Source organism: Pararhodobacter zhoushanensis (assembly GCF_003990445.1).
Taxonomy (GTDB): Bacteria; Pseudomonadota; Alphaproteobacteria; order Rhodobacterales; family Rhodobacteraceae; genus Pararhodobacter; species Pararhodobacter zhoushanensis.
The window spans coordinates 233,751-260,390 of record NZ_REEZ01000004.1 but is presented as its reverse complement, the minus strand read 5'-3'; the positions used below and the strand labels follow the sequence as shown (position 1 = coordinate 260,390).

Genomic DNA, 26,640 nt, shown 5'->3' with positions numbered 1-26,640 from the left:
GGCCCGGCCTTTGTGCCGGGCCGTTTGCGTTTGGGCCTAGCCCGTTTGGGGTAAGCGACACCGGGGCGCACATGCCAGAGAGAGGCTTTAGACCTAAGGAGCCTTCTCATGCGATTTGCCAAACCCTTTTTGATCCTTGTCCTGTTCCTGACCGCCCCTGCCGCCTGGGCACAGCAGGCCCGTCCTTTTGCAAATGTGCAGGAAGCCGTGGATGCCATGGTTGCCGCTGTCGCTTCGCGCGATGCCAATGCCATTGCCGGGCTCTATGCCGAAGACGCCATCGTCCTCAGCCCCAACCGCGACGCCACAGCCGGACGCACCGCGATCCGTGACAGCTGGGTGCGCAGCTTTGCCGCCGGATATTCCGCCCTGCGCGTCGGCCGCGTGCGCACCGAGCGCGGCACGGACCGGGCGGCCAGCGTGTTTGTCTGGGAGGCCACGATCGCCGCGCAGGGCAGCGCCGCGCAGACGTTGCGGGGGCGCACCATTCTCTATCTCAAGCAGGTCGAGGGCGGCTGGCTGATCTCGGCCGATATGTGGCAACAAGCGCCCGCTTGAGCGCCGCCAGCAGTGACCCCCGTTCGCAGCGTCGGCGATCGCTGCTCGGCCTGACACGGCCCGCGCGCGGGGGCCAAATACCGACAGATGCGGAAGCTGTTTGGCTGGTGCGCCATGTGGCAAGCCTGCCGTCGGCAGCCGATACCGACAGGGATCCTGGCGAGAGGTTTGACGCTCGGCATGGGTCGACATTTCAAGACATATCACATGCTTGTTTACTCCGCATTTTCGCACATTAAGACGTGGATTTGGGCATATGTGTAACGGATTGATGACAGGGGTGGTGAAGCTTACCTGCTGCTTTGTGAACGGAAACGATCACAGACACACACAGACAGAAATGTAAGAGAAACTGAAATGACCCACTTTGCTACCACCGCCGCCGTCGCCGCTTTTGTCGCTCTGAGCTCCGTTGCTGCCAATGCAGCCGATCTGCGCAACGACTCCGTCCGCGCCGGCGACGTTTACTCGGCACGGGAACTGGCGACTGCCGGCCTGAACGAGTCCGACGTCATCGAGTTCACCGCCCGCGAGCAAGTCCAGGTCCGTGCTGGTAACGTGTACTCGTCGCGCGAACTGAAAGCTTCTGGCCTTGACGCCAACGACACCGTGACCGTCACCAACTTCGCTGGCAACGGCCAAGTCGAGACGCGCGACAACCTGAACGCCTGGCGCGCTGATCGCTAACGTCTGACTTCCTGACGACTACCGGCATCGCTAGCCGATCCTTCACGACGCGCGCCCTCCCCGGCGCGCGTCGAAATACATTCAGGGACAGCGCGCACCCAGCACCGGGCCTGCCGCCCTTGCTGTCAGGGACGCTCGATCGCGATCGCTGTGCCTTCGCCGCCGCCGATGCAGATGGCAGCAATTCCCCGCTTCAGTCCCCGATTTTCCAGCGCGTGCAACAGCGTGACGATGATCCGCGCGCCCGAGGCACCGATGGGATGTCCCAAAGCACAGGCCCCCCCATTCACGTTAATGATGTCGCGGTCGATCCCCAGCTCTTGCATGAAGGCCATGGGAACGACGGCGAAGGCCTCATTCACTTCCCACAGATCGACATCCGCAACGCTCCAGCCCAGCTGATCCAGCAGCTTGCGCGCTGCCGGAACAGGGGCGGTGCTGAACCACGCCGGGGCCTGCGCATGACTGGTGTGGCCGCGAAGGATGGCGCGGATCGGCGCGCCGTGGGTCTCTGCGGCATCGCGTGAGGCCAGCACCAGCGCCGCCGCGCCATCCGAGATTGACGACGAATTGGCCGCCGTTACCGTGCCGTCCTTGCGAAAGGCCGGTTTCAGGTTCGGGATCTTTGCCGGTTGCGCCTTTCCGGGCTGCTCGTCCTGGGTGATCGTCACCTCACCTTTGCGGGTGTGGATGGTCACGGCGGCGATTTCCCCGTCAAAGGCACCATTGGCCTGCGCCGACAGCGCATTGGTCAGCGATCCCAGCGCGTAATCATCCTGCGCCTCACGCGAGAAACGATATTTGTCGGCGCAATCTTCGGCAAAGGTGCCCATCAGACGCCCCTTGTCATACGCGTCTTCCAGTCCGTCCAGAAACATATGGTCCATAACCTGACCATGCCCCAGCCGCGCGCCGGCGCGCATCTTTGGCAACAGGTAAGGCGATTCCGTCATGCTCTCCATGCCGCCCGCGACCATGATCCCGGTCTGACCCAGTGCGATCTGGTCATGCGCCACCATCACCGCCTTCATGCCCGAGCCGCACATCTTGTTCAGCGTGGTCGCCGGAACGTCCTCGGCCAGACCGGCCTTGAAGCCTGCCTGCCGCGCCGGGGCCTGCCCCTGTCCGGCGGGCAGCACGCAGCCCATCAGCAATTCTTCCACACGGTCTGGCGGGGTGCCTGCGCTTTCCAGCGCGGCCGCAATCGCCACGCCGCCCAGCTCAGCCGCGGTTACCCCCGAAAACACGCCCTGAAACCCGCCCATGGGGGTTCTGGCGGCGCCGATGATCACGACTTCTGACATATCCCGCTCCCTCCGCTGTGAACCATTTAGCAAGACTTAACGCCTAGCCTCTCAAAGGAACAGGATCGAATGGAAGGAGACAGGCGTGGATATCCGGTTAAGCCGCTCGGCGCAGGGCCTGATCATCACGGTCGATGACGCGCGCATCGACGCCGCTGTCGCCATCGAATTCAAAGAAGCCGTGCGCAGCGCGACAGAGGAAAGTGGCACGCCCGTGATCCTCGATCTGTCAAAGGTCACTTTTCTGGACAGCAGCGGGCTGGGCGCGATCGTCGCGGTGATGAAGCTGCTCGCGCCGGATCGCCGGCTGGAACTGGCCGGGCTGACGCCCTCGGTTGCCAAGGTCTTTCGCCTGACCCGCATGGACACCGTCTTTACCATCCACCCGCAACCGCCCGGCACGTTGCAGGAAGCTGGCTGACCGTTGCCATGGGGATCGGGGGCATGCCCAATCGCGTCATTTCCTTCTTTCAAGCGACAGGCGCCGCACGCGCCAGCCCCGACACAGGCGGCTTCGGCGCAGAGAGACTGGCAGCCAAGCCCCTCTTTTCCCGCCATCTGAACGCCGGTGTTTACGAAACGCGTGCCGCGCTGCGGGATCTGGTGCAGGCGCTGGGGTCGGCCGGACTGGACGCAGAGATGATCGACAACACCGAACTGATCCTGGCTGAAGTGCTCAACAACATCGCCGAGCATGCCTATGTCGATGGTGAAGGCCCCGTTGCCGTGCAGGTGATGTGTCAGCGCGACGGGTTGGTGTGTGAGGTGTCAGACCGTGGGCGCGCCCTGACGTCCGGGGTCTTGCCGGACCCGGCGCTCCCCAAGATCGCGCCGCCCGATCATCTGCCGGAAGGGGGGTTCGGCTGGCACATCATCCGCAGTCTGGCCTGTGATCTCAGCTATCGGCGCGACGGGGGGGCGAACCGGCTTGTCTTCCGCATACCCTGCGCCTGATGCGACAGCCTCGCTTTATCAGTTCAGATCAACCTGAAGCGGATAATAGCCATTCTCGAAATCGCCGAACAGATCGGGCAAATCGGGATGGTCCACAGGCTCGCCCGTGTCATCCGCCTCGAGGTTCTGTTCGGACACATAGGCGACGTAGTAGCTGTTATCGTTCTCGGCCAGCAGGTGGTAGAACGGCTGGTCCTTGCTCGGACGGCTTTCTTCAGGAATCGCGTCGTACCAGTCCTGCGTGTTGGCAAATATGGCGTCGACATCAAAAACCACCCCGCGGAACGGGTGTTTCCGGTGGCGGACCACTTGGCCAAGACTGAATTTTGCCTGCGTCTGCAGCATGAACGCTCCTGTCATCGCTGTTTTCTAGCGTGACTCGCGGGCAAACGTCCATAACAAGCGTCGTGATCGTACGGAAACAGTCTGTGAAACGTGTCCCAACAGTGACCAGATTAAGGCAAAAATGTGTCACGATCGGCGGTGTCCCAACGGGATTCGCAATGTGCACCGGGTTGTTACCGCAAGGTCGTTTCAAATCTTTGCGAAATCGGTTACCAATAAAAAAAAGACGAAAAAACGACCGAGGCAGTTTGATGACCAGTGTTCTCCGCCTGATGGCGGTGGCCTTTCTGGTGGCGTCCTGTGGTGGACGCGACCATTCGCCGCCGCGAAATCTCGACGACGCCTGCGCGCTGGCCAGCGAGCGGCCCGCCTATTTACGCGCCATGCGCGATACCGAGCGCGAGTGGAATGTGCCGGTTCCGGTGCAAATGGCGATTATCCACGCTGAAAGCCGATTCGACGGCGGTGCCCGCACCCCGCATCGTTATGCGCTGGGGGTGATTCCCCTGGGACGCCAATCTTCGGCCTATGGCTATAGCCAGGCGCTGGACGGCACCTGGGACGAATATCAGGCTGCGACCCGCAACCGCCGCGCCCAGCGTGATGACATCCGCGATGCGACCGATTTCATCGGCTGGTACGCGGCCGAAGCCCAGCGCGCCAACAACATTCACCCCGCCAACGCCCGCGAGCTGTATCTGGCCTATCATGAGGGTAACACCGGTTATGCGCGCGGCAGCTACCGCAACCAGGCATGGCTGATCGCGGTTGCCGACAACGTCGCCAACCGCGCGGTGATGTATGACCAGCAGCTCAGAACCTGCGGGCGGCGTTAACGGTTCGACACCAGCCCGCGGCGCTGCATCTCGGAATCGAGGTTGAACAGCAGCGATCCCAGCGAAACGCCGGTGCGCAATGTACCCAGAATAACCGTCGTCTCCTGTCCGGAGTCGTCGGTGACCACCCATTGGCGCAGCTCGGTCGGGTTGGCGCTGAACACCAGCCGGATATTGCCGTATTCCGGGTGCTCGGGGTCCTGCGCCACGACATTCGTGGTCGGCCCGTCCTCAAAATGCTGCACGACCATGCGCGCGCGGCTCAGGTTCACCGTGTCGTCCAGGATCAGATTGAGCGGCGTACGGCTTAGCGGATAGGTCGACGGCCCGGTGTTCGAGCGGGCATCGAAGATGTTCACCGAGCCCGACGCGGCCATGACCAGCGTCTGTTCCGGCGGATCATACTCGAACCGGACGCGGCCGGGCCGGTGGATCATCAACCGGCCAGTGGACAGCGATCCATCCGGGTTCACCTGCGTGAAATCCGCCTGCGCTGTGCGGAAGCTGTTGAAATATCGCGAAATCTCGGCCAGCGGAATCGGATCCGCAAAGGCCGGGGTCGCGGCGGCAAGGGCAGCAAGGCCCATCGTGGCAAGAAGCATGCGGCGTTTCATACCCATTAGATAGCGCGCCGATGCGGCGGTTACAGCACAGATTTCGGTCACGCCCCCACACAAACGCGCGACGTTCCGGTTGCGGGGCGGCGTCGCCTTGGTATATGTTATGTTATCACATACCAATACAGAGACCGACCATGCCTTCTCCTCGCCTTCCCGTCACCGTGCTCTCCGGCTTTCTGGGCGCGGGCAAGACCACGCTGCTTAACCACGTTCTCAACAACCGCGAAGGCCTGCGTGTCGCGGTGATCGTCAACGATATGTCCGAGGTGAACATCGACGCGGATCTGGTCGCCGCCGGGGTCGATCTGCGGCAGGGACAGGAACGACTGGTCGAGATGTCGAACGGCTGCATCTGCTGCACCCTGCGCGGCGATCTGCTGGCCGAGGTGCGCGCCTTGGCCAGTGAGGGACGCTTTGACTATCTGCTCATCGAATCCACCGGCATCGCCGAACCTCTGCCCGTCGCTGCCACTTTCGCTTTCCGCGATGAAGATGGCGAAGCGCTGGACGACGTGGCGCGGCTGGATACGATGGTGACAGTGGTGGACGCGGTGAACCTGCTGCGCGATTTCGCCAGCCATGACGCGCTGTCCGACCGGGGCGAAACAGCGGGCGACGGGGATGACCGCCAGTTGGTCACGCTGTTGACCGAACAGATGGAGTTCGCCGATGTCATCGTGCTGAACAAAGTCACCGACGCAGGCCCCGAGCGGCTGGACGCGGCGCGCAAGATCATCAGGGCCCTGAACCCTGACGCCAAGCTGATCGAGACCGATCAATCGCGCGTCCCGGCCCGCGACATTCTGGCGACCGGGCGGTTTGATTTCGACCGCGCACAGGAGCATCCGCTGTGGGCCAAGGAGCTTTACGGCTTCGCCAACCACACACCCGAAACCGAGGAATACGGCATCCGCAGCTTTGTCTACCGCGCGCGCCGTCCCTTTGATCCGCAGCGAATCCACGACGCGCTGAACGGCCCGCTGCCCGGGGTGATTCGCGCCAAGGGGCATTTCTGGATCGCCACACGCCCCGATTGGGTGGCCGAGTTCAGTCTGGCCGGGGCGTTGTCGTCGGTCACGCCGCTGGGGCGCTGGTGGGCCTCGGTCCCAAAGGGGCGCTGGCCGCAGGATCCCCGCATGCTGGACCAGATGCAGATGCATTGGGCCAAGCCTTGGGGCGACCGGCGGCAAGAACTGGTGTTCATCGGTGCCGAGATGGACGAGGCGGCGATCCGCGCGCGGCTTGATAACTGCCTGACCGGCGACGATTTCACCCCTGCCGACTGGGCCGCGATGCCCGATCCCTTCCCGCGCTGGGGTCAGTAAGCGATGCGCAACCTGTCCACCGGACTGCGCCGCCGGGCAGGCTCGATGCGGGCGCATGATGCGCTGCCGCCGGGGCTGCGGGCTTGGTTGCAACAGGCGGCGCTGCCGTGGAGCGCGCGCTCGGCGCTCAGGCTCTGGACCCGCGCGCTGGCGCAAACCGGTGATCCCGGTGCAGCGCGGGCGCGGCTGGAGCGTGCCGAGGCCAGCATGTTGGCCCGTGACGCAATGCGGGTCTGGGGGCCGGGGCATCCGGCCGGCACACCGGGATCTAAATGAAACCGCCCGCGTCTTGGGGGCACGGGCGGTTCCGGTCAGGACAAAGCGGCGATCAGTTCGGCGCTTTGGCCTTGCGCAGATAGGGCAGCGGTACGTCCAGCGCACCGAAGCGGGTCTTCGCGTCCTCGGTCGAGACCGAGAGCGCCACGATCACATCGTCGCCCGGCTGCCAGTCGGCGGGCGTGGCGAAGGGCTGGCTGTCAGTCTGGCGGATGGCATCCAGCGCGCGCAGGATCTCGCTGAAGTTGCGGCCCACCGACATCGGGTAGATCAGCATCAGGCGGATTTTCTTGTCCGGCCCGATGATGAAGGTGGTGCGCACGGTGGCGGTGTCGTTGGGGGTGCGACCGTCGGGCAGATAGGCCTCAGCCGGCAGCATGTCATAAAGCTTGGCGACCTTCAGATCCGGGTCGGCGATGATCGGGAAGTCAGGCGCTGTGCCGCCATAGGTCTTGACGTCGGCCATCCACTTGTCGTGCTCGGACACGCCGTCGATCGAGATCCCGGCCAGTTTGCAATTGCGCTTGGCAAAGTCGCCCTGCAGCTTGGCCGCGGCAGAGAACTCGGTGGTGCAGACGGGGGTGAAGTCTTTGGGGTGGCTGAACAAAACGGTGTAGCTGTCACCGATATAATCGTGCCAGTTCAGCGTGCCCTTGGTCGTTTCCGCGGTAAAATCCGGTGCGACGTCATTAATGCGAAGGCCCATCAGTGCGCTCCTTTTTGGGATGTCCTGCTACCGACATAGGGGCTTGGACCGCGTGAAAGAAGATGCTTCGTCCGGTCTTTGCTGATTCAGCCATCATTACGGCAAGACTGCGCCGGTTTTTACCGTTCGTTAACTATTTCACCGTGAAGTAGCGCGATGAAACACCGCGTTTGCGCCCGCCTGCTTGTGTTGTGCGTTACGAGTATCCTGGCCGCCGGGGCGGCGGCGGCCGGACCTTGGCCCCGGGAGGTGGGCGGCATCTTTTTGTCGACCACGTCCACCTTGCCCGCAGCGGGCGACTGGCGACCGCTGCAAACCGAAACCTACGCCGAATTCGGACTGCGCAGGCGCGTGACGCTTGGCGGCAGCTTCACGATCACCACGCAACTGGATCAGGCCAATGTCTTTGCCCGCTGGCATCCGCCGGATCTGCCCGGCGGGCTGGTCTGGGGGGTCTCGGCGGGTGTTCGCTATGAACCTTGGCGCGCGGTGACTTATCGGCTGATGACCGGCATTGATCTGGGCCGGGGATTTGACACCTCGCGGGGCAATCTGTGGATGCGCGGCGGGGTGAGGCTGTATCAGGGGACTGGCTATTTTGGCCGTGAGCTGGACACCGACCTGAGCAGCCAGATCGGCTGGCGGGGCGACCGCTGGCTGGCCATGCTCGGCGTCACCCACGCCACCACACGCTATGGCCGCTACACCCGTCTGCGCCCGGCGGTCGGGGTGCGTCTGGGGCGGATGATGCTGGTCGCCGAAGGGGTTGTGCCCCCCGGCGAACGGATCGAAGCGGTCCGCCTGAGCGTCTGGTCGAATTTCTGACCCAGCCGAGACGTGCCGTCGTCCCCCTTGCCCTCAACTTGGCAGAGTGACAGTCTGCCGCGGAAACTCCCCGCAGGGGTGCTAGGTTTGGAGGCCACAATGCTGGACAAGCGCAATTTCTATATCAATGGCGCCTGGGTTGCGCCAATCGCCGGGCGTGACATCGAGGTGATCGATCCCTCGACCGAAGAGGCCTGTGCGGTCATCTCGCTGGGTGGCGAAGCCGACACCAACGCCGCCGTCGCCGCCGCGCGCGCCGCGCTGCCGGGGTTCATGGAGACCCCGCCGGCCGAGCGTCTGGAATTGGTGAAGCGGATCCTTGAAGTTTACAAACGCCGCAACGACGAGATGGGCGAAGCGATCAGCCTTGAGATGGGCGCGCCGATCGACATGGCCAAGACCAGCCAGTCCGGCTCGGGCACCTGGCATATCGAGAACTTCATCCGCGCCTTTGATCAGGTCGAGTTTGAGACGCCGCTCAGCGAAAAAGCCACCGAAGACCGCATCATCAAGGAAGCGGTCGGTGTCTGCGCGCTGATCACGCCGTGGAACTGGCCGATGAATCAGGTCACGCTCAAGGTGATCCCGGCGCTGCTGGCGGGCTGCACGATGGTGCTGAAACCCTCGGAAATCGCGCCGCTGTCGTCGATGCTGTTCGCCGAGATCCTCGATGAAGCGGGCGTGCCTGCGGGCGTGTTCAACCTTGTGAACGGTGACGGCCCCGGCGTCGGCACGCAGCTGTCGGGCCACCCGGATGTGGACATGGTCAGCTTCACCGGCTCGACCCGCGCGGGCATCGCCATTTCCAAGAATGCCGCCGAGACGCTCAAGCACATCCATCTGGAACTGGGCGGCAAGGGTGCGAACATCGTCTTCGCCGATGCCGACGAGAAAGCCGTGATGCGCGGCGCCCGGCAATGCTTCAACAACACCGGCCAGTCGTGCAACGCGCCGACGCGGATGCTGGTGGAACGCTCGATCTATGACAAGGCCGTCGAGATCGCCGCCGCCACCGCCGAGAAGACCAAGGTCGCCACGGCGCATGACAGCGGCAACCATATCGGCCCGGTGGTCAGCGAAGCGCAGTTCGACAAGATTCAGGGCCTGATCCAGAAGGGCATCGACGAGGGCGCGCGTCTGGTCGCCGGGGGACTTGGCCGCCCGGACGGTCTGAACCGCGGCTACTTTGTACGCCCGACGGTCTTCGCTGACGTGAACAACGACATGACCATCGCGCGCGAGGAAATCTTTGGCCCGGTGCTGTCGATCATCCCGTTCGAGGATGAAGCCGACGCGCTGCGCATCGCCAATGACACGGTCTACGGGTTGACCAACTATGTGCAGTCCGAAGACGGTGCCAAGCGCAACCGTCTGGCCCGCCGCCTGCGCTCGGGCATGGTGGAAATGAACGGCAAATCGCGCGGCCGGGGCTCGCCCTTTGGCGGCATGAAAGCCTCGGGTCGTGGGCGCGAAGGCGGTGTTTTTGGCATCGAGGATTTCCTCGAGATCAAAGCCGTCTCGGGCTGGTCGGCTGAAGATGCGTAAAACGCTCGCGCTGATCGTTGCTCTGGCCCTGCCAGGTGCTGCTCAGGCGTGGGAAGAACCGGCGCGCGGCACCCCGCTGCGCGCCGACCTGATGGACGCCCTGCGGTCCAGCGCCGAGTGGTCGCTGGGTGCCCCGGTCGACTTCGTCGTCTCGGACCTGCGGGTCGAGGGCGACGTCGCCTTCGCCTCGGGCACTGCACAGCGCCCGGGCGGTGCTGCGATCAAGCTCGAGGACACGCCAGCTTACCGGCGGGGCGAAATCGATCCGATGATGGACAACACGACGATGCAAGCCTTGCTTCAACGGTCAGTTCACGCGTGGGTGCCGATTCACAGCGCCATCGGTGCCCCGGATGATTGGTACGCCGCGCAGGACTTCTGCCCGGTCTGGGGCCCCGTTCTGCCCGAAATCTGCGACAACAAGTAAGTGCCGGAGAGCCAAATTGGCCTATAGCTATGACGACCAGAACATCTTCGCCAAGATCCTGCGCGGCGAGATCCCTTGTAAAAAACTGCTGGAAACCGAGCATTCGCTGGCCTTCCACGACATCCGCCCGCAAGCGCCCGATCATGTGCTGGTGATCCCCAAGGGGCCCTATGTGACGTTTGACCACTTCGCGCTGGAAGCTTCGGACGCCGAACGCGCAGACTATGTCGCCGCCATTGGTGCGGTGTGCAAGGAACTGGGCGTGCAGCCGGGCGAGGGGGGCGACGGGTATCGTCTGCTGTCGAACGCGGGCGAGAATGGCGTGCAGGAAGTGCCGCATCTGCATGTGCATATTCTGGCCGGGCGCTGGCTGGGCCGGATGGTCGAGCAACCGAAGTAATCTGGCGGAGCGGCTGACGCCGCAGGTCTATGAGCGCTTCGCGCGGGGTATGGGGGGCCCTCGGACCCCCCTCTTCGCTTTCAGCGAATTCACCCCCCGAGGATATTTTCAGACAGAAAATGGGCCGTTACAGGCCGAGGACGGCGGCCATGTCGTATTCGCCGTTGGGGCGGCCCTGTGCCCAGAGCGCGGCTTTCAGCGCGCCACGGGCGAAGACCGAGCGGTCGGACGCGACGTGGCGCAGGGTGATGCGTTCGCCGTCGGTGGCGAACATCACGTCATGCTCGCCAATGATGTCGCCGCCGCGGATCGCTGTAAAGCCGATACTGCCCGGCTCACGCGGGCCGGTGATGCCATCGCGGCCGCGCACGGCGGCATCGCTGAGCGCGACGCCGCGGCCGTCGGCGGCGGCCTGACCCAGCATCAGCGCGGTGCCCGAGGGGGCATCGACCTTGTGGCGGTGGTGGGCTTCGATGACTTCGATGTCGTAATCGGCATCGAGCGCCTCGGCCACCTTGCGGGTCAGGGCGACCAGCAGGTTGACGCCGAGGCTCATGTTCCCGGCGCGCACGATCACGCCGTTTTGTGCAGCCTCACCGATAGCCGTGATGTCGGCGGCGGTCATGCCGGTGGTGCCGATGATATGCGCGCAGCCCGCCGCCATGGCGACGGGGGCCAGCGCGACGGTGGCGGCGGGGGCGGTGAAATCGACGACGGCCTGCGCATCGCCGAGCGTGGCGGCGGGATCGTCGGACACCGTTATGCCATTGGCCGCACCGCCCAGCATCAGCCCCAGATCCTTGCCGATCCACGGGTGGCCGGGACGCTCCAGAGCGCCCGCCAGACGGGCCTTGTCGGAAGCGTTGATCACCTGCACCAGCATGCGGCCCATCCGGCCTGACACGCCGTTTACCACGATTCCGGGTTTGTTGCTCATGGGGGTCTCCTGTGTTGGGCCCTGCTTATCCTGCGTCACAAGGTTGGAAAACCGCTTTTCGCGCGCCGGAGAATGGCCTAGAGGAGAAGCATGTGCGCAAAACGTTTCTCTCAGGGCTCTGGCCCCTCGCAACGGCAACTCAGGGTTGCCGAGGTGATCCGGCACCGGCTGGCCGAAGTCTTCGCACGCGGCGAGCTGCATGATCCCGAGCTGTCGCGCGTGTCGATCACCGTGACCGAGGTGACCATCACCACCGATCTGCGCCACGCCATGGTCTATGTCATGCCGCTGGGCGGTGAGGGGGCCGAGGAGGTTCTCGCCGGGCTCAAGCGCAACAAGGCCGAGCTGCGGCATCTGGTGGCACGCGAGATGGCGCTGAAACATGCGCCTGAGCTGAAATTCGATCTGGATGGCACCTTTGACCGGCTGGAAGAGGCGCGGCGTCTGTTTGACGACCCGCGCGTCAAGGCCGATGTGGCCGCGCCGGACGAGGACGATGACGCGTAGCGCGCTTGCGGCCCTGCTTTTGGGCCTTGCTGCGGCCCCGGCACAGGCGACCTGTCGCGATGTGACCTTCGAGACGATCCCGATCACCACCTGCACCGTCACCGCCGGTCAGGACCTGCGCCTGTTCCTGACGGATGAGGAGGGGCAGATCTATGGCTCGTTCGGGCGGATCGAGGCGGCCTTGCAGGCCGAGGGCAAGGCGCTGGTCTTTGCGATGAACGCGGGCATGTTCCATGCCGACCGCGCGCCGGTGGGTCTGTATGTCGAGGATCACCAGCAGCAGGCGCGCATCGTCACGCGCGAAGGGCCGGGGAATTTCGGCATGTTGCCCAACGGGGTGTTCTGCATCGCTGAGGACCGCTTTTCCATTCTGGAGAGCCGCGCCTATGCCGACGCGCCGCCAGACTGCCGCTTTGCCACGCAATCCGGCCCGTTGATGGTGATCGACGGCGACCTGCATCCAAGGTTCCTGCCGGACTCGGACTCGCTGCATCTGCGCAACGGCGTTGGGGTCAGCGATGACGGGCAGACGGCGTATTTCGCGATCTCGGATCAGCCGATCAGTTTTCACCAGTTCGCGCGGTTCTTCCGCGATGAGCTGGGGGTGAACTGGGCGCTGTATCTGGATGGCAGTGTCTCGCGGCTGTATGCGCCGGAACTGGGCCGCTCGGACTGGGGAATGTCGATGGGGCCGGTGGTCGGTCTTGTCGCCCCCATGGACTGAGGCGGGCTGCGCCCCTATCTCAAGGGGAAGAGGTGCACCATGCTGACAATTTCCTTCGATAACACCTACGCCCGTGATCTGGACGGGATGTATCTGCCATTCGCCGGCGCCAAGGCGCCCGAGCCGTCGCTGTTGTGGCTGAATGAGCCCGTGGCGCAGGCGCTGGGGCTGGACGCCGAGGCGCTGCGCAGCCCCGAGGGGTTGGCGATGCTGACCGGCGGCGCGATGCCCGAGGGGGCCTCGCCGCTGGCGATGGCCTATGCCGGGCACCAGTTCGGCGGGTTCAGCGCGCAGTTGGGCGACGGGCGGGCGATGCTGGTCGGTGAAGTGCTGGACCGCGACGGCGCGCGGCGCGACATTCACCTCAAGGGCAGCGGTCGCACGCCGTTTTCGCGCGGCGGCGATGGCAAGGCGGTGCTGGGGCCGGTGCTGCGCGAGGTGCTGATCGGCGAGGCGATGCACGGGCTGGGTATTCCAACGACGCGGGCGCTCAGCGCGGTGGCCACGGGCGAGACGGTCTGGCGCGAAGGGCCGGAGAAGGGCGCCGTGCTGGCGCGCGTGGCGTCCAGCCATCTGCGCGTCGGCACGTTCCAGTTTTTCTATGCGCGCCAAGAGATTGCCCGCCTGCGCCGTCTGGCCGATTACGCGATCCGCCGCCATGATCCCGATCTGATCGACCAGCCCGACCGTTACATCGCCTTTCTGCAGCGGGTGATTGACCGGCAGGCGGCACTGGTGGCGCAATGGCTGGCCGTGGGCTTTGTGCATGGCGTGATGAACACCGACAACATGACCATATCGGGCGAGACGATCGACTATGGCCCCTGCGCCTTTATTGACGCCTATGATCCGGCGGCGGTGTTTTCCTCGATCGACCATCAAGGCCGCTATGCCTATGCCAACCAGCCCGCTCTGGCGCGGTGGAACCTTGCCCGGTTGGCCGAATCGCTGTTGCCGCTGATCGCCGAGAACCCGGAAGACGCGCTGCCCCTGGTGCAGCCGATCATCGAGGCAGCCGAGGGGCGCTTTGCCGTTGAGCGGCGCAAGCGCTTTGCCGCCAAGCTGGGCGCGGCTGAGGCGGACGATGCGCTGATCGACGGGTTTCTGGCTATGCTGACGGCGCAGGGCGCGGATTTCACCGGGGCGTTCCGCGCGCTGGCCACTCTGGTGCGCGGCGATGAGGAACCTCTCAGGGCACTGATCGGGGCGGACCCTCGGCTCGATGCGTGGGTGCAGGACTGGGCGGTCAAACGCACCGCGACGGCAGCGGAAATGGACGCGGTCAACCCGCTCTACATCCCGCGCAATCATCGCGTGGAAGAGGCGCTGGCCGCCGCGAATGCGGGCGATCTGGGGCCGATGCAGCGTTTGTTGACGGTCTTCGCTGATCCGTTCACCGCAAAGCCGGGGTATGAGGATCTTGAAACTCCCGCCCCTGCCGACGCGGGCGAATACGTCACGTATTGCGGGACGTAAGGACCAAAAATTCACGCGGCGGTGAAACTTTTTTGCCACCGCGTCGTTAGCGTCTCATGGTTCGGATGCTCGCCCTTGTTGCCCTCCTCCTCCCGGCTCAGGTCTGGGCATTCGAACCTGTTGTCGACGGAGCAGAGTTCCGCCGCCTTGTGCTGGGTCAGGAACTGACGCGGCTGGGTATCCGGCTGGAGGTGCGCGCCGACGGGCAGATTACCGGGCGCGGGCTGGGATCGCCTGTCAGCGGGCAATGGCGCTGGCAGGACGGGTACTTTTGCCGCTCGCTTTACTGGGGCGAGCGCGATCTGGGCACCGATTGTCAGGCTGTGCAGCGTGAAGGCGACGAGATGCGCTTTATCACCGAACGTGGTGCGGGCATTCACGCGGATTTCCGGCTGCGCTGAGCGCGCTCAGGATCAGAAATCGACGGCGATACCCTTTTTCTCCCAATCGCCATAGCGCACCGGCTCGGGACCGTTGCGACCGCCCAGCTCGGTCGGCAGCGGCGCTTCCGCGTCGGCCTTGCGGCGGCGCTCTTCGGCTTCGGCAAGCGCGCGTTTGGCGGCGGGGGGCAGGCTGTCGTCGGTCATGTGCTTTCCTTGCGGCGGGCAAAGGGATAAGGCCAACTTAGCCCCCTGACCCCAGACCGACAAGTGCGAGGACCCGATGCCGCAGCCCCAAGCCGATCCGCGCCAGCTCGCCGCCCTTTTGGTGGCCGGTGTCGTTGAAGGGGGGATGCTGTCAGAGATCCCCTTGCCGCAGGCCGAACCCGCCGTGCGCGCCCGCGCGCAGCGGCTGGCGCTGACCGCGCTGCGCAATTTCGCCCGCACCGAAACGGTGCTGAAACCGTGGCTGCGCCGCGAACCGCAGACCGAGGTGATGGCGGCCCTGCGCGTCGGCACGGTGGAGATGCTGGAACTGGGCGCGCCGCCGCATGGCGTGGTCAACGCGACGGTCAAGGCCCTGCGCGCCAGCCGGGAGTTTGGCGCGGCGGCGGGGATGGCGAATGCCGTGCTGCGCCGGGCGTCCGAGTTTGAAGGCTGGGCCGAGTTGCCGCAGCAAAAGCTGCCGGGCTGGCTGCGCCGCCGGTTGAAGGCTGTGTATGGCGAAGAGGGCGTGCAGGCGATTGAGTCCGCGCATCAGGCCGGGGCGGCGCTGGATCTGACGGTGAAACCGGGGGCTTCGGCACCCGAAGGGGCTGAGCCGGTCGGCGGTTCGTGGCGGTTGCCGCTGGGGGGTCAGGTCTCGGCCCTGCCCGGCTTTGCGACGGGCGACTGGTGGGTGCAGGACGCCGCCGCCGCCCTGCCCGCGACGCTGCTGGCCGTGCAGCCGGGCGAATCCGTGCTGGACCTGTGCGCGGCACCGGGGGGCAAGACCATGCAACTGGCTGCCGCCGGTGCGCAGGTCACCGCGCTGGATCTGTCCGAACCGCGCCTGACCCGCCTGCGCGAGAACCTCGCCCGCACGGGCCTGAGTGCCGAAATCGTTTGCGCCGATGCGCTGCACTGGACGCCGCCCGCGCTGGTCGATGCCGTGCTGCTGGACGCGCCCTGTTCGGCCACCGGCACGATCCGCCGCCACCCCGATCTGCCCTTTGTGCGCAAACCGGCGGATGTCGAGGAACTGACCAAGCTGCAGGCCGACCTGCTCGACCGTGCGCTGGGCTTTCTGAAACCCGGCGGGCGGCTGGTCTATTGCACCTGCTCACTGCTGCCCGACGAGGGCGAGGCGCAGATCGCCGCCGCCCTGACCCGCCACCCCGGCCTTCGCACCGACACCCCGGCGCTGCCGCTGGGCCGCGCTACGGCCGAAGGCGGCTGGCGCACGCGCCCCGATGACAAGACTGGCCCCGATGATCACTCCGGCGGCATCGACGGGTTCTACATGGCACTTCTTCGCCACGATCCCGTGTGACCAACCGGCAGACGGGATGACAGCAGCCCGGGCGGGCGCTATGCCGGGCATACCAAGGGTGAGGCACGGGCATGCAGCAAGGCTGGGCAGGACGCAAACGCCGGTGGGGCAATCGCCTCGCCGCTCGCGCTGTCCGCTCGGCTCCGGCGGCGGGGGGCTTCACCTCGATGCCCGAACCGCGCACGGTGGGATTCTTCGCCAAGGGACGACAGCTGGCGCAAGGCAATTTCCTGCTGGCCGGGCATATGCTGGAAACCCACACCCCCTGGGCGGTCGAACTGCCCTCGGCCGGGTTCGCGGCAGAGCTGCACGGCATGGGATGGCTCGATCATCTGGCGGCGGCGGGCGACCGGCCCGCGCGGCTGGCAGCGCAGGGCTGGATCGGCGACTGGATCACGCACTACGGCAAGGGCAAAGGCCCCGGCTGGCAGCCTGACCTGACCGGGCGGCGGGTGCTGCGCTGGCTGCATCACGCGATCTTCCTGACCGCCGGGCAGGATGCCGACGGAACCATGCCGTTCTTTGCGGCACTGGGTCGTCAGACCGCGTTTCTGGCCCGGCGCTGGAAAGCCGCAGACCCCGGCCTGCCCCGGTTCGAGGCGCTGACGGGCTTGCTCTATGCAGCGTATGCGCTGATCGGGATGGAACGGTATCGCGACGAGGTTACGGCTGCGCTTGCCCGCGCCTGCGCCGAGGACATCGCCGCCGATGGCGGGCTGGCCAGCCGCAACCCCGAAGACTTGCTCGAAGTTTTCACCCTGCTGACCTGGGCGCTGCAAGCGCTTCAGGACGCCGAAGCCACCATCCCCCCGGCGCTGGAAAGCGCCCTCAGCCGCATCGCGCCCTGCCTGCGCGCGCTGCGCCACGCCGATGGCGGGCTGGCGCGGTTCCACGGTGGCGGGCGCGGGATGGAGGGACGGCTGGATCACGCACTCTCGGCCGCCAATGTCCCCGTGCGCCCCAACCATAGCAGTGCGATGGGCTTTGCCCGGCTCGAGGGCGGGCGCAGCACCCTGCTGGTCGATGCCGCCGCACCGCCGGGTGGACTGGCCGCACACCGCGCGCATGCGTCGATGCTGGCGTTCGAGCTGACCTCGAACCGCCGCCCGCTGGTGGTCAGCTCGGGTTCGGGCCTGCCGTTCGGGCCCGAATGGGAAAAGGCCGGGCGCGCGACCAATTCGCATTCCACGCTGTCGATCGACGGCTGGTCCTCGGCCCGCTTTGGGCGCACCTCGCGTCCCGAGGACGGCGGCGCGCCGCTGGTTGAAGGCCCCGCTCTGGTCACAAGACACCGCACGGATGAGCGCGACGGATCGTCGCTGCTGCTCAGCCATGACGGCTATGTGCCGACGCACGGCCTGACCCATGTGCGCACCCTGTCGCTGGACCATGACGGGCGCTCGGTGCTGGGCGAGGATACGCTGGCCGCGCTGGAACCGGCGCATCGCAAAACCTTCGAGGCACTTCTGAACAGCAACAAGATGCGCGGCATTGCCTATGCCCTGCGCTTCCATCTGCACCCAGATGCCGACCCCTCGCTCGACATGAACGGCAGCGCCGTGTCGGTCGCGCTGCCCTCGGGCGAGCTGTGGGTGTTTCGCTTTGACGGGCCGGGGCGCTTGTCGCTGGAACCCTCGGTTTATCTGGAAAAGGGCCGTCTGGCCCCGCGTCCGTGCCAGCAAATCGTCGTTCGGGCCGTGATCCTGGACGAGACAAGCCAGATCAACTGGACACTCGCCAAGGCACAGGATACCCCGCTCGCGATTCGCGACATTGGCCGCGACGATGATCTGGCCTTGCCGCGTGACCTGTTCGCCTTCGACTAAGGACCGCCACCGATGACCGACATTGTCTCTCCGAAACGTGCCCTGCTCTCTGTCTCTGACAAGGCCGGGCTGATCGACCTCGGTCGTGCTCTGGCTGCCAAGGGGGTTGAGCTGGTCTCGACCGGTGGCACCGCCAAGGCGCTGCGCGATGCCGGGCTGGCCGTGCGCGACGTGGCCGAGCTGACCGGTTTCCCCGAGATGATGCACGGCCGGGTCAAGACGCTGCACCCGATGGTGCATGGCGGTCTGCTGGCGCTGCGTGATGACGCCGGGCATCTGGCCTCGATGGACGAGCACGGCATCGTGCCGATCGACCTCTTGGTGGTGAACCTTTATCCGTTCGAGGCCACCGTGGCCCGCGGCGGCGATTATGACGACTGCGTCGAGAACATCGACATCGGTGGCCCGGCCATGCTGCGCGCTGCGGCCAAGAACCACGCCTTTGTCACCGTAATCACCGATCCTGAGGATTACGCGCCCTTGCTGGCCCAGCTGGAGCAGGGCGGCACAACGCTGCGCTTCCGTCAAGAATGCGCCGCCAGCACCTACGCCCGCACCGCCGCCTATGACGCGGCGGTTTCGGCGTGGTTCGCACAAACGCTCGAAACCCCGGCCCCGCGCCGCCGCGCCTTTGCCGGTACGCTGGCGCAAACCCTGCGCTATGGCGAAAATCCGCATCAGTCGGCGGCGTTCTACACCGATGGCTCAAACCGTCCGGGTGTCGCCACGGCGGTGCAGCATCAGGGCAAAGAACTGTCCTACAACAACATCAACGACACCGACGCCGCGTTCGAGCTGGTCGCCGAGTTCGACCCTGCCGACAGCGCCGCCTGCGCGATCATCAAGCACGCCAACCCCTGCGGTGTGGCGCGCGGTGCAACGATGCTTGAGGCCTACAAAGCTGCGTTTGACTGCGACCGCACCAGCGCGTTCGGCGGGATCGTGGCGCTGAACCGCCCGCTGGATGCCGAAACCGCGCAGGAAATCACCGGGATCTTTACCGAAGTGGTCATCGCGCCGGGGGCGAGTGACGAGGCCAAGGCGATCTTCGCCGCCAAGAAGAACCTGCGCCTGCTGACCACCGACGGGCTGCCCGATGCGCGCAGCGCCGGGCTGACCTTCCGTCAGGTTGCCGGTGGTTTTCTGGTGCAGGATAAGGACAACGGCTTTGTCGGTCTGGACGATCTGAAGATCGTCACCAAAAAGGCCCCGACCGCCGCGCAGATGGAAGACCTGCTGCTGGCGTGGAAAATCGCCAAGCATGTGAAATCCAACGCCATCGTCTACGTCAAGGACGGCGCGACGGTGGGTGTGGGCGCGGGCCAGATGAGCCGGGTCGACAGTGCCCTGATCGCCGCCAAAAAGGCCGAGCGCATGGCCGAAGCCCTGGGCCTGCCGCAGCCGCTGACCATCGGCTCTGCCGTGGCCTCGGACGCGTTCTTCCCCTTCCCCGACGGATTGATGGAAGCCGCCGCTGCCGGTGCGACCTGCGTGATCCAGCCCGGTGGGTCGATGCGTGACGCCGAAGTGATCGCCGCCGCCGACGAGGCCGGTCTGGCGATGGTCTTCACCGGCATGCGCCACTTCCGGCACTGACATGCGGATCGCCCTGTGGACCACCCTTGCCATTCTGGCGCTGGATCAGGCGCTGAAATGGCTTGTCGTCGCCGGGCTGAATCTGGCCGAGGTCCTGCAGATCGACGTCTGGCCGCCCTACCTGACGCTGACCATGGCGTGGAACCGGGGGGTCAATTTTGGCCTCTTTGCCGATGATTCGGGGGTTCTGCGTTGGGCGCTGGTGGTGCTGCCGGTCATTGTGGCGATCTGGGTCTGGCGCTGGGTGCGCAAGGAAGGCGCGCGCCCGGCCTTGCAATTTGCCGCCGGTTTGCTGATCGGCGGCGCACTGGGCAACGCGATTGACCGCGTTGTCTGGGGCGCTGTGGCCGATTTTCTCAATGTCAGCTGCTGCGGCTTGCGCAACCCCTGGGCCTTTAACGTGGCCGATATCGCCATCTTTCTCGGCGCGTTCGGGCTCATCTTGACGTCAGGAGGCAAAACGCCCCGTGACGATCGCCCGGGCATGGGCTAAACAGGCCCCAGCTCAGACCAATCGGGACCGGGATGACTTTGCTTCGCCTCTGCACCTTTGCCGTGATCGGCCTTCTGGCGGTCTCCGCCTGCTCTCGCAATGCCGAGGTGCCTCGGCTGATGAACACGTCCTCGTCGCAAAACGGCCCGGACGAGTTCTCGATCCTGCCGACGCAGCCTTTGCAGGCCCCGGCAGACTTCAACACCCTGCCGACGCCCACGCCCGGCGGCTCGAACCTGACCGATCCTGACCCGCGTGCCGCTGCTGTGGCCGCCCTGGGCGGCCGGGTCACGGCCGAGCGTTCGACGGGTGTGCCCAGCGCCGATGCCGGGCTGGTCGCCTATGCCGGTCGTCAGGGCGTAACGCCCGATATCCGCGCCACGCTGGCAGCCGAGGATGAAGAGATCCGCCGGGGTGGGGGTGGCCGCATCCTTGAGCGCATGTTCAACACCAACATGTACCGGCGCGCCTATGCGGATCAGATCCTTGACCCGCAGGCCGAGCTGCAGGTCTGGCGTTCGCGCGGCGTGATCACGCCCGGCGCACCGCCCCCGGGCCGCTAAACCGACACACGCTTCACAAACGCGGGACACCCCGTTGCGCCGTCCCGGTCGCGCGGTCATTCTGCGCCGACCCAAGAGCGGAGCGTGTTTTCAATGTTTCATGCCAAGCGTCTGATCGCGGCCACCTTTATCTGGGCCGCGAGCGCCGTTGCCTCATCCGCAATCGAGCCCCAGGAGTTCATGCTGGATAACGGGATGCAGGTCGTCGTGATCGAAGATCACCGCGCCCCGGTTGTTGTCCACATGGTCTGGTACAAGGTCGGGGCCGCCGATGATCCGGCCGGCCATTCCGGCATCGCGCATTTCCTTGAACACCTGATGTTCAAGGCGACCGATACGCTGGAAGAAGGCCAGTTCGACGCGACCGTGCAGGCCAATGGCGGCACGCATAACGCGTTCACCAGCTGGGACTATACCGCCTATCACCAGCGCGTCGCCGCCGACCGTCTGTCCCTGATGATGGAGATGGAGGCCGACCGCATGGTCAACCTGCGTCTGGACCGCTCGGACTGGCTGCCAGAGCGCGACGTGATCCTGCGCGAGCGCGGGCAGACGCTGGAATCCAGCCCGGACCGCGTGTTCAGCGAACAGATGCGCGCGGCACTTTATCAAAACAGCCCCTACGGGCGCCCCATCATCGGCTGGCGCCATGAGATGGAGCAGCTGACCGGCGACATCGCCACGGCGTTTTACCGCGTCCACTACGCGCCCAACAACGCGATCCTTGTCGTGGCGGGCGATGTGGACCCGCAAGAGGTTCTGGCGCTGGCGCAGCAGTATTACGGGCCGATTCCCGCCGTTCAGGACATGCCCGAACGCTTCCGCCCGCAAGAGCCGCCGCAACTGGCCGAGCGTCGCCTGACCATGCACGACGCCCGCGTCGGTCAGCCCTACATGAACCGCCTCTACATCACCCCCCAGCGTCACTCGGGCGACCAACGTGAGGCTGCGGCCTTTACCATGCTGGCGGCGCTTCTGAGCGGCGGTTCAGCGACCTCGGTGCTGGACCGCGCCCTGACCTATGACGCGAATATCGCGATCAGCAGCTGGGCCAGCTATAACGGCAGTGCGCTGGACAGCGGTGTGTTCAGTCTGGGCATCATGCCGGTCGAGGGCGTCAGCCTGCAAGAGGCCGAGGATGCGCTGGACACCACCGTGGCGCAGTTCATCGAAGACGGCATTGACATGGAGCAGCTGGAACGCGTCCGCATGCAGGTCCGGGCTGAGGCGATCTATCAGCTGGATGACACCGCACAGCGCGCGAACAGCATCGGGGCCGATCTGGCACTGGGGCTGACACTGCAGGACAACGAAGACTGGCTGCACGTTCTGGAAGACGTAACGCCTGAGGAAATCCTCACCGCCGCCCGGCATCTGGACCGGCGCGAGTCGGTGACCGGCTGGCTGATGGGAGTTGAAGAGTGATGCGTATCCTTGCCGCTTTTACGCTGGCCTTAGGCCTGTCTGCACCCTTCACCGCCGGTGCCATCGACATTCAGGACGTGACCTCGCCGGGCGGCCATTCCGCCTGGCTGGTCGAGGAACACTCGATCCCCTTCGTCTCGCTCGACGTGGTCTTTACCGGCGGTGCCGCGCTGGACCCCGAGGGGCGGGCCGGCGCTGTGCAGCTGATGACCTCGCTGCTGACCGAAGGTGCGGGGGATCTGGACGCGCAGGGCTATGCCTCGGCGCTGGAATCGCTGGCCGGGTCGATCACCTTTGAAGCCGGGCGCGATTCGGTGTCGATGAACATCCGCGCGCTGACCGAAAACCGCGATGAGGTGATCGAGTTGGCGATGATGGCACTGACCGAGGCGCAATTCGGCCAGATGAGCATCGACCGCGTGCGCGGCCAGACCGTCGCCTATCTGGAACGCGCGGCGCTGGATCCCAACACCGTCGCGCAGCAGACCTATCTGCAGCTGGGCTATGCCGGTCACGCCTATGCCACCCCGACCGAAGGCACGCCCGATACCGTCGCCGCGCTGACGGTGGATGACATCCTGAACGCCCACGCAGCGGCCTTCACCTCGGACCGGATGTATGTCGGGGCTTCGGGCGACATCACCGCGGCTGAGCTGGGCGCGATTGTCGACCGGATCACGCGCGATCTGCCGGTCTCGGAAGCGCCCCTTCCCGAGTATCACCGCTTTGATGCGCCCGCTGGCGTTACGGTGGTGGATTTCCCCGGCCCGCAATCGGTGATCCAGTTCGGACACGGCGGGATTGCGGCAGATGATGATGATTTCATGGCCGCTTACGCGATGAACGAGATCTTCGGCGGCTCCGGCTTTGGCTCGCGCCTGATGGGCGAGCTGCGCGAGGCGCGCGGGCTGACCTATGGCATCTATACATCGCTGGCATCGTCCAAGTTCGGCGACAGCTATGCCGGGCGGTTCTCGACCGGGAACGAGAATGCCGCAGAGGCCATCGAGCTGGTGCGCGCTCAGTTCCAGTGGCTGGCCGATGGCGGCATCACGCAGGACGATCTTTCGCGCATCCAGACCTACCTGACCGGCGCGTATCCGCTGCGCTTTGACGGCAATGATTCCATCGCCGGCATTCTGGCTGCGATGCAGTTTCAGGGCTATCCGCTGAACTATGTGAACATCCGCAACGACCTTTTGCGCGCCGTCACGCTGGAGGATGTGCAGCGCATGGCGCAACGGCTGGCGCAGCCGGACGCGCTGCAATTCGTCGTCGTCGGACAGCCTGTCGGGGTTGTGACCACGACCCAGTGACGCTTTTCTGGGGGCAGGGGACATGCTATGCCTAGTGGCATGCACGCAACCCGCCCCCATATAAGCCAAACCCTTCCAGTGATTCGACAACTGGACGACACCGCCGCGAATCGTATCGCGGCGGGTGAGGTCGTTGAGCGCCCGGCCTCGGCGGTCAAGGAGCTGGTCGAAAACTCGCTGGACGCAGGCGCGACACGGGTGCGCGTCGATTACGCGGGCGGCGGCAAGGTGATGATCCGGGTGACCGATGACGGTCACGGGATGGAGGCCGACAGCCTGCCGCTGGCCATGAGCCGTCACGCGACCTCCAAGATCGACGGCTCGGACCTGCTCGACATCCACACCTTCGGCTTTCGCGGCGAGGCACTGCCTTCGCTTGGTGCGGTCGGTCGGCTGACCATCACCAGCCGCGCGCCCGGACAAGAGGGTGCCGAGATCACCGTCACCGGCGGCCAGATCGGCCCGGTACGCCCCGCCGCGCTGAACCGGGGCACGCAGGTCGAGTTGCGCGATCTGTTCTATGCCACCCCCGCCCGGCTGAAATTCCTGCGCACCGACCGGTCCGAGGCGCAGGCGATTGCCGACACCATCCGCAAGCTGGCGATGGCCGAGCCCTTCGTCGGTTTCACCCTGTATGACACCGACGGCGCGCGCGAGATCCTGCGTGTCGATGCCGAGCAGGGCGAACTGTTCGATGCCTTGGGCGCGCGGCTGGGTCGTCTGATGGGCCGGGAGTTTGTCGATAACGCGATCCGCGTGGACATTGAGCGCGACGGTGTGCGCTTGTCGGGCTTTGCCGCGCTGCCGACCTATTCGCGCGGCTCGTCGGTGGCGCAGCATGTCTTCGTCAACGGTCGCCCGGTGCGGGACAAGCTGCTGATCGGCGCGCTCAAGGCCGCCTATATGGACGTGCTGTCGCGCGATAGGCACCCGGCGGCGGTGCTGTTCATCGACTGCGACCCGCATCTGGTGGACGTCAACGTCCACCCGGCCAAGGCCGAGGTGCGCTTTCGCGATCCGGGGCTGGTGCGCAGCCTGATGGTCAGCGGATTGCGGCATGCGCTGGCCGGGGCAGGGCACCGCGCCTCGGGCACCGTGGCGACCGAGACGCTGAACGCGATGCGGCCAGAGGGGATTGCGGCGGGGTACGAGGCCCCAAGCCCGCGCATCTACCAGATGGATTTCGCCAGCCGCCCCAGCCTGGGCGCGATGCGTCAGAGCTACGCGGCGCAAGCGCCTGAGAGCTTTGTTCCTGAGGTTTTGGCCGAGGCTCCGACCCCCTTCACCGCCGCCCGCGTCGAGCCCGCGCAAGGCCCGACCGACACGCCGCTGGGCGCCGCCCGCGCACAGCTGCACGAGAATTACATCGTCGCGCAGACCCGTGACGGGATGGTCATCGTCGACCAACACGCGGCGCATGAACGGCTGGTGTACGAGCGGCTGAAAAAGCAGGCCGCCGAGCATGGCATCACCGCGCAGGCGCTGCTGATCCCCGAGATCGTGCCGCTGTCGCCTGCCGATGCGCAGCGCCTGCTCGACCACGCCGACGCCTTGTCACAGCTGGGCCTGACGCTGGAACCCTTCGGCGGCGACGCCATCGCCGTGCGCGAAACCCCCGCCGCACTGGGAACCTGCGACGCGCGCGGACTGGTGCTCGATATCCTCGATGAACTGGCCGATCTGGGCCAGTCCGCGACGCTGGGATCGCGCATCGACGCGGTGCTCAGCCGCATGGCCTGCCACGGCTCGATCCGCTCGGGCCGCCAGATGCGCGCCGAAGAGATGAACGCCCTGCTGCGCGAGATGGAGGCAACGCCGATGTCGGGCCAGTGCAACCACGGGCGGCCGACCTATGTGGAGCTCAAGCTGAGCGACATCGAAAAGCTGTTCGGTCGGCGATGACGCTGGATCTGCAAGACCCGGTCACGCTGGCCGCACTGGGTGGTGGGGTGCTGGCGCTGCTGCTGGTGCTGATCCTCTTCGCCGCGCTCAAGGCCGCGCGGGTGGCAGCACCCCTGTCCTGGCAGATGAGCCAGCTGGGCCAACGGGTGCAGGCGCTGTCCGACGGCCAGCAGCATCTGGCGGGCGGGCTGCACCATGTGTCCGACGCGCAGGCGAAAGCGCAGGCGCAGATGATGGGGCTGATGGAACAGCGGCTGGCCGATGTGGCCGACAGCATGGGCGAGGCGCTGGAAGGCAGTGCTGTGCGCACGGCGCGCAGTCTGGGCGATCTGCACGCGCGGCTGGAAGCCATCGACAAGGCGCAGGAGAATATCGAGAAGCTGTCCGGCGACGTGCTGTCTTTGCAGGACATCCTGTCCAACAAGCAGACCCGCGGGGCGTTCGGTGAGATCCAGCTGCATGACATTGTTGGCCGCGCGCTGCCCTCGGATGCGTTCACCATGCAGGCGACGCTGTCCAACGGCAAACGCGCCGATTGCCTGATCCACCTGCCCAACCCGCCCGGCCCCATCGCCATCGACGCCAAGTTCCCGCTGGAACCCTATGAGGCGCTGCGCAACGCCACGACCGAGGCCGAGCGGCAAGAGGCCCGCCGCCAGATGCGCGGCTCGATGCGCAACCATATGCGGGCGATTGCCGAGAAATACATCATCGAGGGCGAGACCGCCGAGGGCGCGCTGATGTTCCTGCCCTCGGAAGCAGTCTATGCCGAACTGCATTCCAACTTTCCCGAGCTGGTGCGCGAGGGCTTCGCGCTGAAGGTCTGGACCGTGTCGCCCACCACCTGCATGGCCACGCTGCACACGATGCGCGCAGTGCTCAAGGACGCCCGCATGCGCGAGCAGGCGGGGGCGATCCGTCGCGAACTGGCCGAGCTGTGCCGCGATCTGGAGCGGCTGGGCGGACGGGTGGAAAATCTGGACCGCCATTTCGCCCAGGCGGCCAAGGACGTGTCGGAGATCCGCATCTCGGCGGACAAGGCAGGGCGGCGCGCACGGCGGCTGGATAATTTCGACTTTGAAGAACTGTCGCCCGACAGCCCGGCACCACCGCTGCGGGTGGGCGGGTAGGGCGGCTTTCCCCCCCTCTTCGGCGT

The 26,640-nt window shown here is 65.7% G+C and carries 30 protein-coding genes; 24 read left to right on the top strand and 6 right to left on the bottom strand.

Annotated elements, in window-relative coordinates; all coding sequences use genetic code 11:
* Positions 1-108 precede the first annotated feature (108 nt).
* Positions 109-558, top strand: a complete 450-nt coding sequence (locus EAE28_RS12020) for a YybH family protein (protein ID WP_127106520.1) — start codon at positions 109-111, stop codon at positions 556-558.
* A gap of 357 nt (positions 559-915) precedes the next feature.
* Positions 916-1,245, top strand: a complete 330-nt coding sequence (locus EAE28_RS12015) for a hypothetical protein (RefSeq protein ID WP_127106518.1) — start codon at positions 916-918, stop codon at positions 1,243-1,245.
* 125 nt (positions 1,246-1,370) lie between these two features.
* Here the strand turns inward: EAE28_RS12015 and EAE28_RS12010 are convergent, their stop codons facing one another.
* Complete coding sequence (locus EAE28_RS12010; protein WP_127106516.1) at positions 1,371-2,549, bottom strand: thiolase family protein; 1,179 nt, start codon at positions 2,547-2,549, stop codon at positions 1,371-1,373.
* An 85-nt stretch (positions 2,550-2,634) separates the two neighbouring features.
* On the opposite strand from EAE28_RS12010, the gene EAE28_RS12005 reads away from it, so the two are divergent.
* Together EAE28_RS12005 and EAE28_RS12000 are read left to right on the top strand one after the other, a co-directional pair.
* On the top strand, positions 2,635-2,970 hold the full coding sequence (locus EAE28_RS12005) for an STAS domain-containing protein (RefSeq protein ID WP_425466773.1): 336 nt from the start codon (positions 2,635-2,637) through the stop codon (positions 2,968-2,970).
* Positions 2,971-2,993: 23 nt separating this feature from the next.
* The gene (locus EAE28_RS12000; protein ID WP_164736622.1) at positions 2,994-3,503 is read left to right on the top strand and encodes an ATP-binding protein; all 510 of its coding nucleotides are present in this window, start codon (positions 2,994-2,996) and stop codon (positions 3,501-3,503) included.
* An 18-nt stretch (positions 3,504-3,521) separates the two neighbouring features.
* On the opposite strand, the gene hspQ is transcribed toward EAE28_RS12000, so the two are convergent.
* Entirely contained in the window at positions 3,522-3,848 is a 327-nt protein-coding gene (gene hspQ / locus EAE28_RS11995) for a heat shock protein HspQ (protein ID WP_127106759.1), read from the bottom strand.
* 251 nt (positions 3,849-4,099) lie between these two features.
* Here hspQ and EAE28_RS11990 point away from each other — a divergent pair, with 251 nt between their 5' ends.
* Entirely contained in the window at positions 4,100-4,684 is a 585-nt protein-coding gene (locus EAE28_RS11990) for a transglycosylase SLT domain-containing protein (RefSeq protein WP_127106512.1), read from the top strand.
* Here the strand turns inward: EAE28_RS11990 and EAE28_RS11985 are convergent.
* Positions 4,681-5,286, bottom strand: coding sequence for a LolA family protein (locus EAE28_RS11985; protein WP_246022336.1), 606 nt, complete (start codon positions 5,284-5,286; stop codon positions 4,681-4,683). The genes EAE28_RS11990 and EAE28_RS11985 overlap by 4 nt on opposite strands.
* 152 nt (positions 5,287-5,438) lie before the next feature.
* Here EAE28_RS11985 and EAE28_RS11980 point away from each other — a divergent pair, with 152 nt between their 5' ends.
* Together EAE28_RS11980 and EAE28_RS11975 are read left to right on the top strand one after the other, a co-directional pair.
* Positions 5,439-6,629, top strand: a complete 1,191-nt coding sequence (locus EAE28_RS11980; protein WP_127106508.1) for a GTP-binding protein — start codon at positions 5,439-5,441, stop codon at positions 6,627-6,629.
* A 3-nt stretch (positions 6,630-6,632) separates the two neighbouring features.
* Positions 6,633-6,905 (top strand): DUF6525 family protein, encoded by a 273-nt coding sequence (locus tag EAE28_RS11975; RefSeq protein WP_127106507.1) that lies wholly within the window; start codon positions 6,633-6,635, stop codon positions 6,903-6,905.
* 52 nt (positions 6,906-6,957) lie between these two features.
* Here the strand turns inward: EAE28_RS11975 and EAE28_RS11970 are convergent, their stop codons facing one another.
* Entirely contained in the window at positions 6,958-7,611 is a 654-nt protein-coding gene (locus EAE28_RS11970; RefSeq protein ID WP_127106505.1) for a peroxiredoxin, read from the bottom strand.
* A 264-nt stretch (positions 7,612-7,875) separates the two neighbouring features.
* Between EAE28_RS11970 and EAE28_RS11965 the strand changes: the two genes are divergently transcribed.
* The 4 genes from EAE28_RS11965 (at position 7,876) to EAE28_RS11950 (ending at position 10,808) form a co-directional block, all read left to right on the top strand.
* The gene (locus EAE28_RS11965) at positions 7,876-8,436 is read left to right on the top strand and encodes a hypothetical protein (protein WP_127106503.1); all 561 of its coding nucleotides are present in this window, start codon (positions 7,876-7,878) and stop codon (positions 8,434-8,436) included.
* A gap of 99 nt (positions 8,437-8,535) precedes the next feature.
* Entirely contained in the window at positions 8,536-9,981 is a 1,446-nt protein-coding gene (locus tag EAE28_RS11960; RefSeq protein ID WP_127106501.1) for an aldehyde dehydrogenase family protein, read from the top strand.
* Positions 9,974-10,408: a hypothetical protein gene (locus tag EAE28_RS11955; RefSeq protein ID WP_127106498.1), complete on the top strand. Its 435-nt coding sequence runs from the start codon at positions 9,974-9,976 to the stop codon at positions 10,406-10,408. The genes EAE28_RS11960 and EAE28_RS11955 overlap by 8 nt, the downstream gene beginning before the upstream one ends.
* 16 nt (positions 10,409-10,424) lie before the next feature.
* Entirely contained in the window at positions 10,425-10,808 is a 384-nt protein-coding gene (locus tag EAE28_RS11950; RefSeq protein ID WP_127106496.1) for a histidine triad nucleotide-binding protein, read from the top strand.
* 127 nt (positions 10,809-10,935) lie between these two features.
* On the opposite strand, the gene dapB is transcribed toward EAE28_RS11950, so the two are convergent.
* Entirely contained in the window at positions 10,936-11,745 is an 810-nt protein-coding gene (gene dapB / locus EAE28_RS11945; protein ID WP_127106494.1) for a 4-hydroxy-tetrahydrodipicolinate reductase, read from the bottom strand.
* 90 nt (positions 11,746-11,835) lie between these two features.
* On the opposite strand from dapB, the gene rbfA reads away from it, so the two are divergent.
* The 4 genes from rbfA to EAE28_RS11925 all read left to right on the top strand — a co-directional run bounded on the left by rbfA (position 11,836) and on the right by EAE28_RS11925 (position 14,853).
* A complete protein-coding gene (rbfA, locus tag EAE28_RS11940) occupies positions 11,836-12,252 on the top strand; it encodes a 30S ribosome-binding factor RbfA (RefSeq protein WP_127106492.1) in 417 nt (138 codons plus the stop codon).
* Complete coding sequence (locus tag EAE28_RS11935; protein WP_127106490.1) at positions 12,242-12,976, top strand: phosphodiester glycosidase family protein; 735 nt, start codon at positions 12,242-12,244, stop codon at positions 12,974-12,976. Before rbfA ends, EAE28_RS11935 begins: the two co-directional genes overlap by 11 nt.
* Before the next feature lie 42 nt (positions 12,977-13,018).
* Entirely contained in the window at positions 13,019-14,452 is a 1,434-nt protein-coding gene (locus EAE28_RS11930; RefSeq protein ID WP_181954490.1) for a protein adenylyltransferase SelO family protein, read from the top strand.
* 65 nt (positions 14,453-14,517) lie between these two features.
* Positions 14,518-14,853 (top strand): dihydrodipicolinate reductase, encoded by a 336-nt coding sequence (locus tag EAE28_RS11925; RefSeq protein ID WP_164736621.1) that lies wholly within the window; start codon positions 14,518-14,520, stop codon positions 14,851-14,853.
* A 12-nt stretch (positions 14,854-14,865) separates the two neighbouring features.
* On the opposite strand, the gene EAE28_RS11920 is transcribed toward EAE28_RS11925, so the two are convergent.
* Positions 14,866-15,039 carry a DUF1674 domain-containing protein gene (locus tag EAE28_RS11920; protein WP_127106484.1) on the bottom strand — a complete coding sequence of 58 codons (174 nt, stop codon included), beginning with the start codon at positions 15,037-15,039 and terminating at the stop codon, positions 14,866-14,868.
* A 76-nt stretch (positions 15,040-15,115) separates the two neighbouring features.
* Between EAE28_RS11920 and EAE28_RS11915 the strand changes: the two genes are divergently transcribed.
* The 9 genes from EAE28_RS11915 to EAE28_RS11875 all read left to right on the top strand — a co-directional run bounded on the left by EAE28_RS11915 (position 15,116) and on the right by EAE28_RS11875 (position 26,614).
* A complete protein-coding gene (locus EAE28_RS11915) occupies positions 15,116-16,363 on the top strand; it encodes an RsmB/NOP family class I SAM-dependent RNA methyltransferase (RefSeq protein WP_127106482.1) in 1,248 nt (415 codons plus the stop codon).
* A 71-nt stretch (positions 16,364-16,434) separates the two neighbouring features.
* Positions 16,435-18,189 (top strand): heparinase II/III family protein, encoded by a 1,755-nt coding sequence (locus EAE28_RS11910; RefSeq protein WP_127106480.1) that lies wholly within the window; start codon positions 16,435-16,437, stop codon positions 18,187-18,189.
* A 12-nt stretch (positions 18,190-18,201) separates the two neighbouring features.
* Positions 18,202-19,785, top strand: a complete 1,584-nt coding sequence (gene purH / locus EAE28_RS11905) for a bifunctional phosphoribosylaminoimidazolecarboxamide formyltransferase/IMP cyclohydrolase (RefSeq protein ID WP_127106478.1) — start codon at positions 18,202-18,204, stop codon at positions 19,783-19,785.
* A gap of 1 nt (position 19,786) precedes the next feature.
* Complete coding sequence (gene lspA, locus EAE28_RS11900; RefSeq protein ID WP_127106476.1) at positions 19,787-20,278, top strand: signal peptidase II; 492 nt, start codon at positions 19,787-19,789, stop codon at positions 20,276-20,278.
* 32 nt (positions 20,279-20,310) lie between these two features.
* The gene (locus tag EAE28_RS11895; protein ID WP_127106474.1) at positions 20,311-20,841 is read left to right on the top strand and encodes a DUF3035 domain-containing protein; all 531 of its coding nucleotides are present in this window, start codon (positions 20,311-20,313) and stop codon (positions 20,839-20,841) included.
* Between the two features lie 93 nt (positions 20,842-20,934).
* Positions 20,935-22,266 carry a M16 family metallopeptidase gene (locus EAE28_RS11890; RefSeq protein ID WP_127106472.1) on the top strand — a complete coding sequence of 444 codons (1,332 nt, stop codon included), beginning with the start codon at positions 20,935-20,937 and terminating at the stop codon, positions 22,264-22,266.
* Entirely contained in the window at positions 22,266-23,582 is a 1,317-nt protein-coding gene (locus tag EAE28_RS11885) for a M16 family metallopeptidase (RefSeq protein ID WP_127106470.1), read from the top strand. Before EAE28_RS11890 ends, EAE28_RS11885 begins: the two co-directional genes overlap by 1 nt.
* A gap of 39 nt (positions 23,583-23,621) precedes the next feature.
* Positions 23,622-25,484, top strand: a complete 1,863-nt coding sequence (mutL, locus tag EAE28_RS11880; protein WP_127106757.1) for a DNA mismatch repair endonuclease MutL — start codon at positions 23,622-23,624, stop codon at positions 25,482-25,484.
* The gene (locus tag EAE28_RS11875; RefSeq protein WP_127106468.1) at positions 25,481-26,614 is read left to right on the top strand and encodes a DNA recombination protein RmuC; all 1,134 of its coding nucleotides are present in this window, start codon (positions 25,481-25,483) and stop codon (positions 26,612-26,614) included. The genes mutL and EAE28_RS11875 overlap by 4 nt, the downstream gene beginning before the upstream one ends.
* Positions 26,615-26,640: the final 26 nt, after the last annotated feature.